Raw genomic sequence first — 15,036 nt, forward strand, 5'->3', positions numbered from 1 at the left:
TTAATTTTCACCAATATTAAGTCTCCATACCAGTATTGCCTTAGCTACCGTTGGGTCATGGTTAGAGCCATAGATACTAAATTGAAGATTTATCCAATAAACGCCGATGGTAATTGATTTGTCCTAAATGATAAGACAAATGTGTGGTGAGGTGGACTAAAAAGTATTCCGTGGTCATAAAATCCTCAAATGGATTTCTTCGGTATTCTTCTTGTAAATCAGAGGCATTTAACTTTCCGAGTGTATCTTCAATAACAGTAATAGTATCATCGATTTGTTGTAGCATTTCAGATTTTGGGACATTTTTAATCGAGAATTCTAGATCGCGTTGTCTCACATAGCCTGAGTTCCCCAAAGTGGCGCCAATAAAATGGTTTAAATTACCCACAAGATGAAGGCATAAATTGCCAGCTGAGTTTAAAATCCCTTCTGGCACCAACCATAGATTAACTTCATCTTTATAAGCATTGACTTCTTCCTTTAATTTATTAAGATCTCTCTTGAAAACTCTAATTAACGTTTCGGTAAGCATAAGAACTAAATATTAGCATTAGATTTTGATACGACATTAATCCAAAAATAGATAATAATTAGTTTACTTTTGCGCTATGCAAAAACAAAAGCGGTCACAGTTTGAATTTGTGGTTTTAATGGCCGCATTAATGTCAATTGTGGCCTTATCCATTGATGCCGTTTTACCAGCACTTCCTAAGATTGGAGATTACTTAAATGTCAGTAATCCATTGGATAATCCCAAACTTATAACCTCTATATTTTTAGGTTTAGGCATAGGGCAATTAATTTTTGGACCTTTATCGGACAGCTTTGGCAGAAAACCAGTTGTTTATACTGGTTTTATTCTTTTTATAATAGCTTCAATAATATGTACGACTACAAAAAATTTTGAAATGATGATTTTTGGCCGTGTACTACAAGGTATTGGCTTAGCGTGCCCTAGAACGATGTGCATCGCTATGATAAGAGATACTTATGAAGGGGATTATATGGCAAAAATTATTTCTATTGTAGTAATGGTATTCATCTTGGTGCCAGTGATTGCGCCTACCCTTGGACAATATCTTATGAATCACTATAATTGGCAATTTATTTTTACGTTCAATCTAGTTTTTGGGCTTATTGTTATGCTTTGGTTTTGGGCAAGACAACCAGAAACATTAAAAGAGAAATACAGAATCCCTTATCGCTTAAGGATATTTCAAACAGGCACAGTACAATTCTTCAAAATTAGAGCAGCTGTTATCTACACCTTGCTTTCTGGTTTTATCACAGGGTCTTTTATGGTCTATTTAAGCACCTCGCAGCAAATTTTTGAGAAGCAATATGATCTGGCCGATGAGTTTCCATTGATATTTGCGAGCTTAGCCATTTCAGTAGGTTTAGCAACATTCTTAAATAGTCAACTGGTGGTAAGATTTGGTATGAAACGAATTGTACATATTGCCATGATAAGTTTTATACTCATATCACTTTTCTTTATTATAGTGTATAACTCCGGACACAATCCTAGTATAGAAATATTGATTACATTCTTTGCGCTTCAATTCTTTACAATTGGGTTTTTATTTGGAAACTTACGTGCCTTGGCTATGGAGCCTATGGGACACATTGCTGGCATTGGCTCTGCACTAAATGGTTTTATTTCGACCGTTATGGCAGTCCCAATAGCAGACTTTATAGGTAAGCATGTAGTAAACTCAGTAACACCATTGTTTATTGGGTTTTTAGTTTGCGGATTAATATCGCTATTACTTTTCTATGTCAATAGCGATAGAGCATCCAAAATATTGAGAAAAATCTAAAAGATCTCCAGACTTCCCTTCCCTTCCCTAATAATTTCTGGTGGTTTAACAGACAGATCAATAACGGTGGAGGCTTCATTACCTCCATATCCCCCATCTATAACTACATCAACAAGATTATCCCATTTTTCGAGGATGAGCTCTGGGTCGGTTGTGTATTCAATAATATCGTCTTCATCTCTTATAGATGTAGATACAATTGGGTTACCTAAACCTTTAACCAATGCTAATGCAATAGAATGATCTGGCACTCTAATCCCTACGGTTTTTCGCTTTTTAAAAGGGTTAGGCAAACTTTTGGAGCCTGGAAGGATAAACGTGTAAGCTCCAGGCAGAGCGCGTTTAAGAATCTTAAAAGTCGACGTATCTATTTGCTTTACATAATCACTGAGATTACTCAAATCTTCGCAAACAAAAGAAAAACTGGATTTCTCGAGTTTTACACCTTTGATTTTAGCTATTCGCTCCAAGGCTTTAATATTAGTTATATCACATCCCAAACCATAAACGGTATCCGTAGGATAGATAACCAAGCCACCATTTTTAAGGATATCAACTACCTTTTGAATAACTCTTTGATTAGGGTTTTCTGGATATATTTTAATAAACTCTGCCATAACTTAAAGATACACATAAATGCTAAAAAAAGCATAATGTTTTTTTTACTGTAACATTGTGTTATAATTTACAGTCTATATAGTATGCATCAATCAATCAAAATATTAATCGTTTTATTAATTTCTTCGCGCCTTTTTGCGAATGAAATTATACCTGCCAAAGATATCCCTCCAATGTATTTTACTAAGGCAGAATTTGTCAATGCTTCTACCACACGTATACCTTTTAAAATTATAGATCAACTCATTGTTGTTGAAGTAGGTATTCTAGACAAAGAAGGTAATTTTATTATCGACACAGGGTCAGAATCCTTAATTCTAAATAGTGTTCATTTTAAGCCTTCAAGAAAATATGGAGATGATGGCAAACAGAAAAGTGGTATTCATACCGACATAGAGGGCGTAAAAGAAAAGCACCTCAACCTTCTTAGTATCAATGACATTAATTTAAAAAAACTAAGTGCAGATGTCATTGACTTATCGCACATTGAAAAAACAAAGAAAATTAAACTTCTAGGTATTATAGGATATAGCGTTCTAAAAGACTTTGAGATTTTTATAGATATGCATCTTAATCAATTAACATTAACCAAAGTTGATAAAAATGGTGACAAATTATCGGATAAGGTTTATGCTGAAACCATTCACGATAGCGTTGATTTTCAACTTAAAAAACACACTATAATTTTAGATGCCTATATCGGTGACAAGAAAGTAAAATTCGGATTAGATACAGCTGCCGAATACAATCAACTCAACAAAAAATTAGGTTCAAAAATTTTAGACTATTTTTACCCTAGCAAAGAATTAAAGCTTACGGGCGCTAGTGGCAAAAAGAAAAACGTTTTGGCAGGGAAATTGTACAGGGTTAAATTGAATGATTCAATTTACTTTGGCCCGATGAAAACAGTACTTACCAATTTAAGAAAAATGAATGCCGTATTTGGTACTAAACTCGACGGTATATTAGGTTTTGAATTCTTCGCTCAAAAAAGAACCATAATCAATTACAGAAAAAAGAAACTCTATTTTATTAAGAGTCCTATTATTAAATATTGAGTATTAAAACAAATATATTAGTATTTCTAAGCTTTTTATTTTTAACCATTGGTACCACTTCACAAAATATTAGTGGGTATAAAATAGAAGGAGAAGATCTGATCTTTGTATTCGATGTTAATGATTATCCCAATATAAAGAATAACGGGGACACCATAGATTACGTTTGTGTTTCAGGAGAGTTTAACAACTGGGCCAAAAACCAGTGGAAAATGACCAAGGTTAACGATTCTATTTACGAATTAAAAAAAGAGCTTTCCTTTTTTACTTCAGATTTTGATTGGGAATTTAAATTCATAGTCAATGGTAAACACTGGGCAGAACCCTCCGAAGATTTCGAAAATATCGTTGATGCAACAGATTACAAAGGCCATAGATATATGACCTACAACTTAAAACTGTATAGTGCTTTTGCTACCGAATATGGAAATGTTACTTTTAAACTCAAAGGTTACAAAGATGCTAAGAGCGTTATTCTAAGTGGTACGTTTAACCGATGGGATGAATCTGGGTTTGTAATGGAACCTACGGATGATGGATGGGAAGTTACCTTACAGCTCAGACCAGACATCTATCAGTACAAATTTATTGTAGATAAGCACCTTTGGATTGAAGATCCACAAAACCCCTCTAAGGTGGTTAACGAATTTGGTGGTTACAATTCTATAATCGATGTCCAAAAAATTGTAGAGTTTCGTCTCTGTGACTATTTAGATGCTGAAACGGTAATACTAAGTGGTGATTTTAATGACTGGTCTGAAGAGGACCATAAGATGACAAAAATTGATGGCTGTTGGGTTTACAACAAAAAATTATCTGGAGGAAAATATCAATACAAGTTTATAGTAGATGGTAATTGGATTACAGATCCAGAAAATACTGTAAAGGAGTATGATGACAAAGGAAATATTAACTCCGTTTGTATGGTAAAGAAGTAATCAACTAATAACTTCTAACTTAGCGAATCGTAATAATAACTTTTTGGTATCGCCATTTTCAAATCGTATCTCGGCTTTTAAATCACCACCCGTACCTTCAATTTTAAGTACCTCTCCTCTACCAAATCTTTGATGATTTACAATATTGCCTACGATTAATTTGGTATCGAATAAATTTGAAGCACCTTTTGATTGGCTTACAGGCTTTAGCTTTTTCGGTGTACTTATCTTATAAGGTTCGGCTTTCTTAGGGTCTTTCTTTTTAAATTTTGGTGATTTAGGTTTTGCAAACCGTACTTTATTGGGTTCAATATCACCAAAAATAGAAGCGTCTAACATCGGATTAAAGCGCTGTTCCTTTAGCGGCGTCGTGATATTAATATATTCATCTTCAATCTCTTCTATAAAACGGCTTGGTTCGGCATCAATCAATTTTCCCCAACGGTAGCGTGATAAAGTATACGTTAAGTACGCCTGTTTTTCAGCGCGAGTTAAAGCGACATAAAATAAACGACGTTCCTCTTCCAATTCACTTCTCGTATTCATGCTCATCGCACTAGGAAACAAATCCTCTTCCATACCCACAATAAATACATGTGGAAATTCTAATCCTTTTGCCAAGTGAATCGTCATCAATGCGACATGGTTAGGATCACCTTTATCGCCATCCAAGTCAGTAGCCAAAGCCACATCTTCCAAAAATTCTGCAAGCGAATCACCAGCATCAGCAACCTCTATCTGTCCCTCTACAAAATCCCTAATACCATTCAATAACTCCTGCACATTATCCATTCTCGTCACTCCTTCAGGTGTCCCATCCTTATTCAACTCACGAATCAAACCACTTGTTTTAGTAACGTGCTCTGCCAATTCAAAAGCATTAGCGTTTTTATTCATCACCTTGTAACTCTCAATAAGCGTTACAAAATCCTTGAGTTTGTTCTTGGTGCCATTATTAATGTTGATAGAAACATTATCGATATCTTTCATGATATCATATATCGTCTTACCAGTGGCATTGGCAGCAACAACCAAGCGATCTACTGTAGTTTGACCTATACCTCTACCAGGATAGTTTATCACACGCTTTAAGGCCTCTTCATCAGAAGAATTCAAAATGAGACGCAAATATGCCGTAACATCTTTAATTTCCTTACGCTGATAAAAAGACAACCCACCATAAATACGATACGGAATATCTCGTTTTCTTAAGGCATCTTCAATAGCACGAGATTGAGCGTTAGTACGATACAAAACTGCAAAATCGCTATTGGCGAGTTGTTTGTTCATTTTGGTCTCCCAAATAGTACTTGCCACATATCGACCCTCATCACCATCGGTTATAGAGCGATGAACAATGACTTTTTCGCCTACTTCGTTAGCCGTCCAAACAATTTTATCGAGCTTGGTTTTGTTATGTTCAATCACAGAATTAGCAGCACCCACAATCATCTTGGTTGAACGGTAATTCTGTTCTAAGCGATAGACCTTTACATCATCATAATCTTTTTGAAAGTTGAGAATGTTATTGATATTGGCTCCTCTGAAGGCATAAATACTCTGGGCATCATCACCTACCACACAAATATTCTGAAAACGATCTGCTAAAGCCCTTACAATAAGATACTGTGAATGGTTGGTATCCTGATACTCATCGACCAAGATATAACGGAATCGACTTTGGTATTGTGCTAAAACACTAGGAAATCGTGTTAATAACTCATTGGTTCTAAGCAATAAATCATCAAAATCCATGGCGCCAGCCTTAAAACAACGGTCTACATATTCCTTGTAAATATCTCCCATTTTTGGACGTCGTGCCATGGCATCGGCCTCCATTAATTCAGGATTATTAAAATAGGCTTTCACCGTAATAAGACTATTCTTGTAGGAGGATATGCGACTATAAACCTGTTTGGCTTTATAGATATCCTTATCGAGGTTCATTTCTTTGATGATTGCACCCAAAAGTTTTTGTGCATCTTGGGTATCATAAATCGTAAAATTACTTGGAAATCCTAAATGGTGTCCTTCAAATCTCAAGATTTTGGCAAATACAGAGTGAAAGGTTCCCATCCAAAGATTCTTGGCCTCACTGTCACCAACAATATCTGCAATTCTACTCTTCATCTCCCGAGCAGCTTTGTTGGTGAAGGTAAGTGCCAGAATATTAAAAGCATCAACTCCTTGGCTCATTAAATAAGCAATACGATACGTTAAAACACGTGTTTTTCCAGAACCTGCACCAGCTATGACAATCATAGGACCATCTTTTTGCAATGTTGGCGCTAATTGCGCATCGTTAAGTTGATTGAGGTATTGTTCCAAAGCTTAATTTTTTCGAACTGTGAAAATACACATAGTATGAGGTTTTTCAATGCACAAAAACCAATAATTATAAACAATCTATTAAGAGCCTTCTTTTATCATTTTTCAATATCTTAGTACAAATTTCATAACCCTATGAAGGTAATTATTGCAGCACTAATTCTAACGACATCAATGGCTTTTTCTCAAAACACATTAGAACAAGATATTATTAATATTGAAGATCAACTCATAGAATGGCGACGTTATTTCCACCAAAATCCTGAGTTATCAAATCAAGAGTTTAAAACAGCAGAAAAGATTGCCGAACATTTAAGGTCTTTAGGTTTAGAAGTCAAAACTGGGGTTGCCATTACTGGAGTTGTAGGTCTGCTTAAAGGTGACTTGCCAGGTAAAGTTGTAGCTTTGAGGGCAGATATTGACGCTTTACCTGTAACTGAAATTAATGATTTACCCTTTAAATCGGAAGTAAAAACTACTTTCTTGGGCAAAGAAACGGGAGTTATGCATGCCTGTGGGCATGATGCTCACACTGCAATATTAATGGCTACTGCACAAGTTTTATCAAAGCATAAAGACAAAATAAAAGGCACTGTAAAGTTTATTTTTCAACCTGCCGAAGAAGGCCCACCACCTGGTGAAGAAGGCGGTGCAAAATTAATGATTAAGGAAGGCGTTTTAGAAAACCCTAAAGTTGATGTTATTTTTGGCCTTCACATTAATGCAGGAATTCCTGTTGGTACTATTAAGTATAAAAAAGGTGGTCTTATGGCTTCCGTGGAGCGCTTTGTTATCAATGTGAAAGGTAAGCAATCTCATGGTTCCCAACCTTGGTCTGGTGTCGACCCCATCTTAATTTCGGCAAAGATTATTGATGGATTACAAACTATTATCAGTAGAGAAGCAAAACTCACTGAAGAAGCTGCTGTAATTACTGTTGGAAAGATTACTGCTGGTACTCGATTTAATATTATACCAGAAACTGCCGAATTAATAGGGACGGTAAGAACTTTAGATCCAGATATGCGATCCATGATTGAAAGACGTACGAAAGAGATGACGGCAACCATTGCAAAGGCCTATGGCGGAGAGGCTACCATTTCATTTAGAAACCAAACATCTATTACATACAATGATCCTGACCTAACAGATAGAATGCTGCCATCGCTTCAAGAAGTAGCAGGAATGGAGAATGTAAAACTGGTGAAAGCCACTACAGGTGGTGAAGATTTTTCGTATTTTCAAGAGATTATTCCCGGTCTATACTTCTTTTTGGGAGGTATGAATCCTGAAGAAGAATCAAAAGGTGCTTTTCCACACCATACACCAGATTTTATGATTGATGAAAATGGTATGTTATTGGGAGTTAAAGCTTTTACACAATTGACTTTAGATTATTTAAATAACAATTAGTTTTTCTTTTTTCCGCTGCCCGTCATAGCAGACAACAAACCGGATTGAAGGTTTTTCCAAACAAAATTGAAGATAGATTTGGTTTTATCTCGCTCCACCTTATCAATATTTCCGTGATAAAATTGGTTGGGATCTTTATCACTGTTATTTGACACAAACATGTTTACTAGACTTGACAAAAACTTGTTCTTTTCCTTACCGTTCCGTTTTAAAACAACAACTTCAAAATCTTCAAAATTGATCTGCAAATCGATATTAGAAACATTCGGATTTCCATTAATATTAAAATAGGTCTTTTTTAATTCACCTCTGAACTCAACATTTAAGTTAGGCTTAGAAAACTGACTTATTCTACCAACATTAAAATCATCGAGTTCACCACTAAAGGAAAAGTCATCTGCAGGGTTTTGAACAACAAAATTCCAATGAACATCCAAGTGTGAACGCCCCATGAAATTTGCTCTAATATTAATGCGTGTCGTATCCTTTTCATAGGTATTTCCTAAATTATAAACAGCGGTATTTATGTTGTGAAAATCTAAACGACCGCCTCTATTCTGTGCCTTTACCTTCTCCGAATACGATAATTCACCATCAATAGTATTAAGTTGATCAATACTTAAATTAATACCCAAATCACGCAGCATCTTTCCATACAAAGGTCTAATCGCATAATTGTCATTGACGAGCTTATCTCTGAACACATTAATTGTTGGAGAAAATATTTTTGCAGAATCAACCGCTACATATGAGTTTTCAAGATTCCAAAAATCACAACTAAAACCATTTAAAACAATCGAATCGACCTCAACATCAAAATGATCGCGCTCAGTCTTTAAAATTCTTGATAACTCTTCACGTGTATATCTGGTTTTTAGTTCGAATTCTAAAAGTTTTAATTTATTGTTCTTAAGCTCTATTTGATCAATAAATATATCTTCATAGGCACTTGTTTTAAATACAAACGCTTTTGAATCAAATGTCATAGCCTTATATGAATAATAAGTTGCTCCTGTTTTAGAATCCGAAGTCATCTCAAAACCAACTAGGTCTAGGTTAAAATTATTTAGATTAACAATTGAGTCTCCATGATGTTCATTGATTTGGGCTTTAGAATTACGAATTATGATTTTATTTATCATTATATCTTTATTTAAAAGTCCAGTATTTGCATCGGGTTTTTCACCTGATGATGATACCTCTCTCTTGGTGATATTAATCTCTAATTCAGAGAATTGTAATTCATCAAGCGTAATTTTGTCGTTAAAAAAAAGATTGTAATAGTCTAAGCCATAGATTTCAATTTTACCGCCATGCATCCAAAATTCTAGATCAGGGTTGTGGGTATTAAATACTTTAATATCTGGTGATTCGAGATCAAGATGACCAAAAAAAGAATTAACATGGATATCATCTAATTCCAACTGAACATTTGGTGGTAAATTTGATAAATAAGACTTTATTTTCTGCTTTAAAATAATATTCAATAAAATCCCTAATACGACAATTACAAGTAGTATAATACCGAATCTCAATAACCACTTATTTCTAGTAAAAGTCATACATTAAATATAAAAATTCCTTTTCTGTTAACAATTAATTTTAAATATCTTTACTAGTAAAGAAATCGTATGGAAGAAATAGCTTCATTTTTTAGCACCATCCCATGGTGGCTCTGGATAATTATTGTTTTGGGATTAGTTGCCATAAGAGATATTTTCTTTCAGCGGAGACACACCATTAGCCATAATTTCCCTGTTGTTGGTCATCTACGCTATTTATTAGAAAGTATCGGACCTGAAATGCGTCAGTATTTTGTAGCCAACAACAGAGAAGAATTACCCTTTAATCGTATAGAACGTGGCTGGATCTATGCTTCGGCAAAAAAGGAAAATAACTATGAAGGTTTCGGAACCGATAGGGATATTTACGCACATCAACATATCTTCATTAACAATGCTATGATGCCCTATAAAGTTGAGGACAGTCATCCAACCGCATTAGACAAAAGCTTTGTTCCCTGCGCTAAGGTTATGGGAGCATACAATAAACGCAAACGTCCTTATAGACCTGCATCTATCATCAATGTCTCAGCTATGAGTTTTGGCTCACTCTCTGCGAAAGCCATAGATTCTTTGAATAAAGGTGTAAAAATTGCAGATGCCTATCATAATACAGGTGAAGGCGGATTGTCGCCATATCATAGTAATGGAGGCGATGTTGTGTTTCACTTCGGGACAGGATACTTCGGTGTTAGGTCAGAAGATGGTGGTTTTTCTATGGAAAAAATGATTACGCTCGTAGAAAAAAATCCATTCATCAAGGCTATTGAAATTAAACTATCGCAAGGTGCCAAACCGGGCAAAGGTGGTGTACTTCCCGGGAAAAAAATCACTAAGGAAATTGCAGAAATTAGAGGTGTTGAAGTTGGAAAAACCGTACTCTCGCCACCTAATCATAAAGCGTTTTCAAACGTCCCTGAATTGGTTGATTTTATTGAGCGCATTGCCGAAGCCACTGGTTTACCAGTTGGCATTAAAGCAGCCATCGGAAAACTTGATCAATGGAAAGAACTTGCCGACCTTATGCAAAAGGAAAATCGCGGTCCCGATTTTATTACCATCGATGGTGGTGAAGGCGGTACAGGTGCCGCGCCTCCAAGTTTTGCAGACCATGTATCTCTTCCTTGGGTTTATGGTTTTAGTGATATCTACAAATTATTTCAAAAACGAAATCTCACCGATCGTATTGTATTTATTGGTAGTGGTAAACTAGGCTTTCCTGCAAAAGCGGCCATGGCTTTCGCTATGGGAGTCGACTGCATCAATGTAGCACGAGAAGCCATGATGAGCATTGGTTGTATCCAAGCACAAATATGCCATACCAATCGTTGTCCTGCAGGCGTAGCCACCCAAAATAAATGGTTACAAAACGGCATTAATGTACCTTTAAAATCTGAACGTTTAGCCCAATACTTTAAGACCTTTAGAAAAGAGTTGATAGAGATTACGCATGCTGCCGGTTACGAGCACCCATGCCAATTTAATATGGATGATATTGAAATGAATGTTGACGACCATAACCTCACCAAAGATTTTGATCAAACATTTAAATACGAAAAATCGCCTGTTCAGTTTAAAGGTATGCAACATTTAAAAGATTGTGTTTATCTTGGCGGACAAAAGAAGAACTAATTTTATGGAACAACAACTCATCAATCTTTTAATGTACACCATTCCAGCTTTGGTCACTGGAGCTATTGCCTTTTTATTTTTTAGGGAGCATGTAGATAACGAAAACAACAGACGCAATTTTTTAATCACAAAAGACCTACAAAAAGAAGCATTTCCGATTCGTCTTCAAGCTTACGAACGTATGTCGCTTTTCTTAGAGCGTATTGCGCCATCAAAATTGTTGACAAGAGTAAATCCAACATCCTCAAATAAAGAAGATTATGAGAACTTACTTGTAGCAACCATTGAACAAGAATTTGAACATAATTTATCACAGCAAATCTATGTCAGCGACCAATGTTGGAACATTATCATTGCCGCCAAAAATGCGACCATTCAACTCATAAGAAAAGCCAACATGAATGAAAAAACAGATACGGCCAACAAGCTTCGCGAAGTGGTTTTAACCGAATTAATGGACAAACCATCACCAAGCAAAGCGGCGTTATCTTATATTAAGCAAGAGGTGGGTGAGCTGTGGTAAGAACCAATCTATACCTTTCCACAAATAGAACAACAACTTATACTGAAAACTGCAGACTAAAGAGAGTGCTTCTCTTCAGCATAATCATAACCTTGTTTCCACCACTTTTCCATTAAGCGCTTACTGAAGATGAGAGAGTTCTCAGTTAAGCTAACAGGTGTATAATACAAATTGAGTTTCACATTATTGTTTTTGGCAGCAAGCTTACCAATCACTATATCATTGCGCTCAACCTGATCTAACAAATGCCCGAATAAATTCATCATAAGCGAAAATGGATTTTTACCCAAGACGCGTTGTTTACCCATATTTTCGGCTTCCAACACAATAGCATCAACTTCAGTGGCACCTCTTAAAATAGCTTCTCGAATAGGTATTACACAGCCCAAACCACCATCAGCATATTCATAACCATCAACTTTAGCTAATGACATAAACGGAATATAATTACACGAAATCCATATCCAGTTGCAAAACTCTTCGTAAGAACAGTCGTTGATGGACTTGTACTCCACCCTATTCATAGATAGATTAGAAACAGTAACCACCACATCGTGTTTGGTAGCCTTAATTTTTTGATATTCTTCAAAAGTAAAATTCTTACGGATATTACGCTTAAGAGCCTTGCTCTCACCGAACGTCCGTTTCATTTTAATGAATTGCCACAAGGAATTCACAAAATCGATCGATACAAATTCTCGATCGCCTTTTTTACGCTGTACAAACGGACTTATACTAAAAATATCTTTCTGCTGAACATTGGTGAAAATATCGTAGAGCTTCGGAATATCGTTAGCTGCCAAGTGAGGCACTAAAAGACTTCCTGTCGAGGTTCCTAAAAACATATCGTACTTACGCTTTTCGCGCTCCATCAAGTATTGCGCTACGCCGCCTGCGAAAGAGCCTTTGCTTCCACCACCAGATATCACTAATGCTCGCATTACTGTTTGTTTTGTAATTTTTCGGATAACTGCTTTGCAAATTTAACCAATCGCCAATTATGGTGTGCCTTGGCGCTTTCAAGATTGGACTTACAGATACCATCACAAGACTTCATCAAATCTAAATACTGAAAGGCTTTCATTCTTAGATCGGCGTTGTGTTTTTTATCGGTGTAGCCCAATAATTCTTCATAAAGCCCCTGTTTGTTGTCGGCTTGATAAAATGGTGTGCTTAAATTCAGAACAATCCATAACAGGCGTACATTTTTATCGCTAAAACCAACTATATTTCTTGTTTTAGATAAGTATTTGGCGCGTTCCTCAGGAAAGCTGGACCAAAGATTGTATAGTGCATTTTCTATGGTGATGTAGGACTTATCGTCTAGCAAGGACTCATAATCTTCTTTCATTTCTAATGGAATTTTAGTCACATACTGCGAAATAGCCTGCCTTACTTTCAAACCGTGTTTAAAAGTATCCTTAGTGACTAATTCTGGTGCTTGAGAAATGACTTTTACCTTAGCTTTATCTGAAACATAATATTTGAGATAGTCTTCACATTTTGAGGATTTTACTTGACAATCGACCATCAAATACTCATTGATAAAAGTGGATTGCTCCTTGAGCAACCCAAACGCTGCATCTAAAGGAAAGTCCTTTTGTTTGATCCAAACATTAACGAACCTGGTGAGTGATTTTCCATATAAACGTTCAACTTCTTTTATGAAATCATAGGTTTCCACATTAGCAAATTGGTGCTTCTCCAAGTAATTCTTCACTGCACTCTTAAACACTTTATCACCAACTAAAGTTCTTAAAGCATGAAGCACCCAAGCACCACGTTGATAAAAGGTAAGGCTACTCGATTTTGGATTTAAAAGTGATGTGCCTTTGCCATCGATGTCTTGTCGACCCAAATCGACTGCAGATTTATATAACTCAAAATAATAATGATTGTCCCCAAAAATATCGCGTTCTGCCAACAAGGCATAGTAGGTCGCAAAGCCCTCCTGCAACCAATGGTGCTCACTAGAAGTAGCCGTGACCAAATTCCCAAACCACTGATGTGCCAACTCATGTGCATTAACATTGACATAATTTTTGTCATTAAATCCAATATCGTCTACCACAAATGCATCCGAAAAAATAGTACAGCTCGTGTTTTCCATACCAGCATAAAGGAAATCATGCACAGGTACTTGCTTATAGTTTTGCCATGGATAGGCAAAACCAATCTCTTCCTCCAAAAAATCGAACATTTGTTTACTGTAGCGATAGGTGGGCTCTACCTTTAGTGAATCTTCGGGATAGTAATAATATTCTAAAGGGATACCACTTTTTGAGGTTTCTGTTTTTTTGTTGTACTTACCCACAACCAATGCCACAAGGTAGCTCGACATAGGTTTTTTACTATCGTATAATGCATCATAAACACCGTTATCTACTTCCTCTTTACTAAGCTTTCCATTGGATATGACACGATAGCCTTCTTCAAAAAACGCTCTAATATTGAACACAACTTTTTCATTGACATCATCAAAACTAGGCAGCCAATTGCTGGTATATTTACCTTGACCTTGAGTCCAAATATTCCAATCACCGTTACGTTTTAAAAAGTATAATGTCTTCTTGGGGTGCGCATAGTAATTAAGCGTAACAGTATTTAAACTATCTTCATCAAATGGTCCGTAAAAACATAGTCTTTCTCGATCGTACAAGTATTTAGTCCTTTTACCATTGAGAAAAGGTTCTCCTTCGAATACCATATTTTTAGCATCAATAAAAATTGAATCTATAGGTTTTAACACTTCAAATTTGTAGGCGATAGTTCCGAAAACTTTTGAAGAATCAGGATCAAAACCCAAAATTGCGTCCGCCGCTTTAAAATCCACATAAGCCGTCTGTTGCGAAAAACAAAAGCTTATTTGGAAGAGAAATGTGATAAATAAAAGTTTCTTCATGATATAAATCTACACAAGGATAACGCCAAATTACACAATTCAATATTCAAATCACAAATATCAAATTCCAAAAAAATAAATTTAAGGCCTTTTAAGAGATTTATCTAACTGCAGTAAACTCTGAAAAGACCACAGTAGCCTTTAAGTTTTAGGATTTCTAGTCATGTTCTGAATAATAAAACAAAGAGATTACTTTTTTGTTCATGGATCAATATTCAATTAAAGAATTGATGAATCTTCGA

Annotated in this window: 12 protein-coding genes; 6 read left to right on the forward strand and 6 right to left on the reverse strand. The window is 35.8% G+C overall.

From position 1 onward, the window contains the following. Positions 1 to 76 precede the first annotated feature (76 nt). Complete coding sequence (locus Q0972_RS11920) at positions 77 to 532, reverse strand: DinB family protein (RefSeq protein WP_299365944.1); 456 nt, start codon at positions 530 to 532, stop codon at positions 77 to 79. 76 nt (positions 533 to 608) lie between these two features. On the opposite strand from Q0972_RS11920, the gene Q0972_RS11925 reads away from it, so the two are divergent. Then, positions 609 to 1,820: a multidrug effflux MFS transporter gene (locus tag Q0972_RS11925; RefSeq protein WP_299365945.1), complete on the forward strand. Its 1,212-nt coding sequence runs from the start codon at positions 609 to 611 to the stop codon at positions 1,818 to 1,820. Here Q0972_RS11925 and Q0972_RS11930 read toward each other — a convergent pair. Next, entirely contained in the window at positions 1,817 to 2,437 is a 621-nt protein-coding gene (locus Q0972_RS11930; protein WP_299365946.1) for an L-threonylcarbamoyladenylate synthase, read from the reverse strand. The two genes, Q0972_RS11925 and Q0972_RS11930, sit on opposite strands and share 4 nt — an antisense overlap. A gap of 84 nt (positions 2,438 to 2,521) precedes the next feature. Between Q0972_RS11930 and Q0972_RS11935 the strand changes: the two genes are divergently transcribed. Further along, a complete protein-coding gene (locus Q0972_RS11935) occupies positions 2,522 to 3,496 on the forward strand; it encodes a pepsin/retropepsin-like aspartic protease family protein (protein ID WP_299365947.1) in 975 nt (324 codons plus the stop codon). After that, positions 3,493 to 4,434 carry a hypothetical protein gene (locus Q0972_RS11940; RefSeq protein ID WP_299365948.1) on the forward strand — a complete coding sequence of 314 codons (942 nt, stop codon included), beginning with the start codon at positions 3,493 to 3,495 and terminating at the stop codon, positions 4,432 to 4,434. Before Q0972_RS11935 ends, Q0972_RS11940 begins: the two co-directional genes overlap by 4 nt. On the opposite strand, the gene Q0972_RS11945 is transcribed toward Q0972_RS11940, so the two are convergent. Further along, on the reverse strand, positions 4,435 to 6,762 hold the full coding sequence (locus Q0972_RS11945) for an ATP-dependent helicase (protein WP_299365949.1): 2,328 nt from the start codon (positions 6,760 to 6,762) through the stop codon (positions 4,435 to 4,437). Positions 6,763 to 6,897: 135 nt separating this feature from the next. On the opposite strand from Q0972_RS11945, the gene Q0972_RS11950 reads away from it, so the two are divergent. Beyond that, positions 6,898 to 8,175: an amidohydrolase gene (locus tag Q0972_RS11950; RefSeq protein ID WP_299365950.1), complete on the forward strand. Its 1,278-nt coding sequence runs from the start codon at positions 6,898 to 6,900 to the stop codon at positions 8,173 to 8,175. Here Q0972_RS11950 and Q0972_RS11955 read toward each other — a convergent pair. Then, positions 8,172 to 9,737: a hypothetical protein gene (locus Q0972_RS11955; protein WP_299365951.1), complete on the reverse strand. Its 1,566-nt coding sequence runs from the start codon at positions 9,735 to 9,737 to the stop codon at positions 8,172 to 8,174. The genes Q0972_RS11950 and Q0972_RS11955 overlap by 4 nt on opposite strands. A 69-nt stretch (positions 9,738 to 9,806) precedes the next feature. Between Q0972_RS11955 and Q0972_RS11960 the strand changes: the two genes are divergently transcribed. Further along, positions 9,807 to 11,369 carry an FMN-binding glutamate synthase family protein gene (locus Q0972_RS11960; RefSeq protein ID WP_299365952.1) on the forward strand — a complete coding sequence of 521 codons (1,563 nt, stop codon included), beginning with the start codon at positions 9,807 to 9,809 and terminating at the stop codon, positions 11,367 to 11,369. A gap of 4 nt (positions 11,370 to 11,373) precedes the next feature. After that, complete coding sequence (locus tag Q0972_RS11965; protein WP_299365953.1) at positions 11,374 to 11,892, forward strand: hypothetical protein; 519 nt, start codon at positions 11,374 to 11,376, stop codon at positions 11,890 to 11,892. Positions 11,893 to 11,948: 56 nt separating this feature from the next. On the opposite strand, the gene Q0972_RS11970 is transcribed toward Q0972_RS11965, so the two are convergent. Both Q0972_RS11970 and Q0972_RS11975 read right to left on the reverse strand, forming a co-directional pair. Further along, a complete protein-coding gene (locus Q0972_RS11970; RefSeq protein ID WP_299365954.1) occupies positions 11,949 to 12,833 on the reverse strand; it encodes a patatin-like phospholipase family protein in 885 nt (294 codons plus the stop codon). Then, positions 12,833 to 14,794 (reverse strand): M1 family metallopeptidase, encoded by a 1,962-nt coding sequence (locus Q0972_RS11975; RefSeq protein WP_299365955.1) that lies wholly within the window; start codon positions 14,792 to 14,794, stop codon positions 12,833 to 12,835. Before Q0972_RS11975 ends, Q0972_RS11970 begins: the two co-directional genes overlap by 1 nt. Between the last annotated feature and the right edge of the window lie 242 nt (positions 14,795 to 15,036).

Origin of the sequence: Winogradskyella sp. (genome assembly GCF_028282165.1) — a bacterium.
In the GTDB taxonomy this organism is placed as follows: Bacteria; Bacteroidota; Bacteroidia; order Flavobacteriales; family Flavobacteriaceae; genus Winogradskyella.

Excerpts from the sequence above, each read along its gene's own strand:
- Q0972_RS11965 (WP_299365953.1), top strand. The coding sequence starts at position 11,374 with ATGGAACAACAACTCATCAATCTTTTAATGTACACCATTCCAGCTTTG.
- Q0972_RS11930 (WP_299365946.1), bottom strand. The coding sequence starts at position 2,437 with ATGGCAGAGTTTATTAAAATATATCCAGAAAACCCTAATCAAAGAGTT.
- Q0972_RS11925 (WP_299365945.1), top strand. The coding sequence starts at position 609 with ATGCAAAAACAAAAGCGGTCACAGTTTGAATTTGTGGTTTTAATGGCC.
- Q0972_RS11920 (WP_299365944.1), bottom strand. The coding sequence starts at position 532 with ATGCTTACCGAAACGTTAATTAGAGTTTTCAAGAGAGATCTTAATAAA.
- Q0972_RS11955 (WP_299365951.1), bottom strand. The coding sequence starts at position 9,737 with ATGACTTTTACTAGAAATAAGTGGTTATTGAGATTCGGTATTATACTA.
- Q0972_RS11935 (WP_299365947.1), top strand. The coding sequence starts at position 2,522 with ATGCATCAATCAATCAAAATATTAATCGTTTTATTAATTTCTTCGCGC.
- Q0972_RS11950 (WP_299365950.1), top strand. The coding sequence starts at position 6,898 with ATGAAGGTAATTATTGCAGCACTAATTCTAACGACATCAATGGCTTTT.
- Q0972_RS11960 (WP_299365952.1), top strand. The coding sequence starts at position 9,807 with ATGGAAGAAATAGCTTCATTTTTTAGCACCATCCCATGGTGGCTCTGG.
- Q0972_RS11970 (WP_299365954.1), bottom strand. The coding sequence starts at position 12,833 with ATGCGAGCATTAGTGATATCTGGTGGTGGAAGCAAAGGCTCTTTCGCA.
- Q0972_RS11975 (WP_299365955.1), bottom strand. The coding sequence starts at position 14,794 with ATGAAGAAACTTTTATTTATCACATTTCTCTTCCAAATAAGCTTTTGT.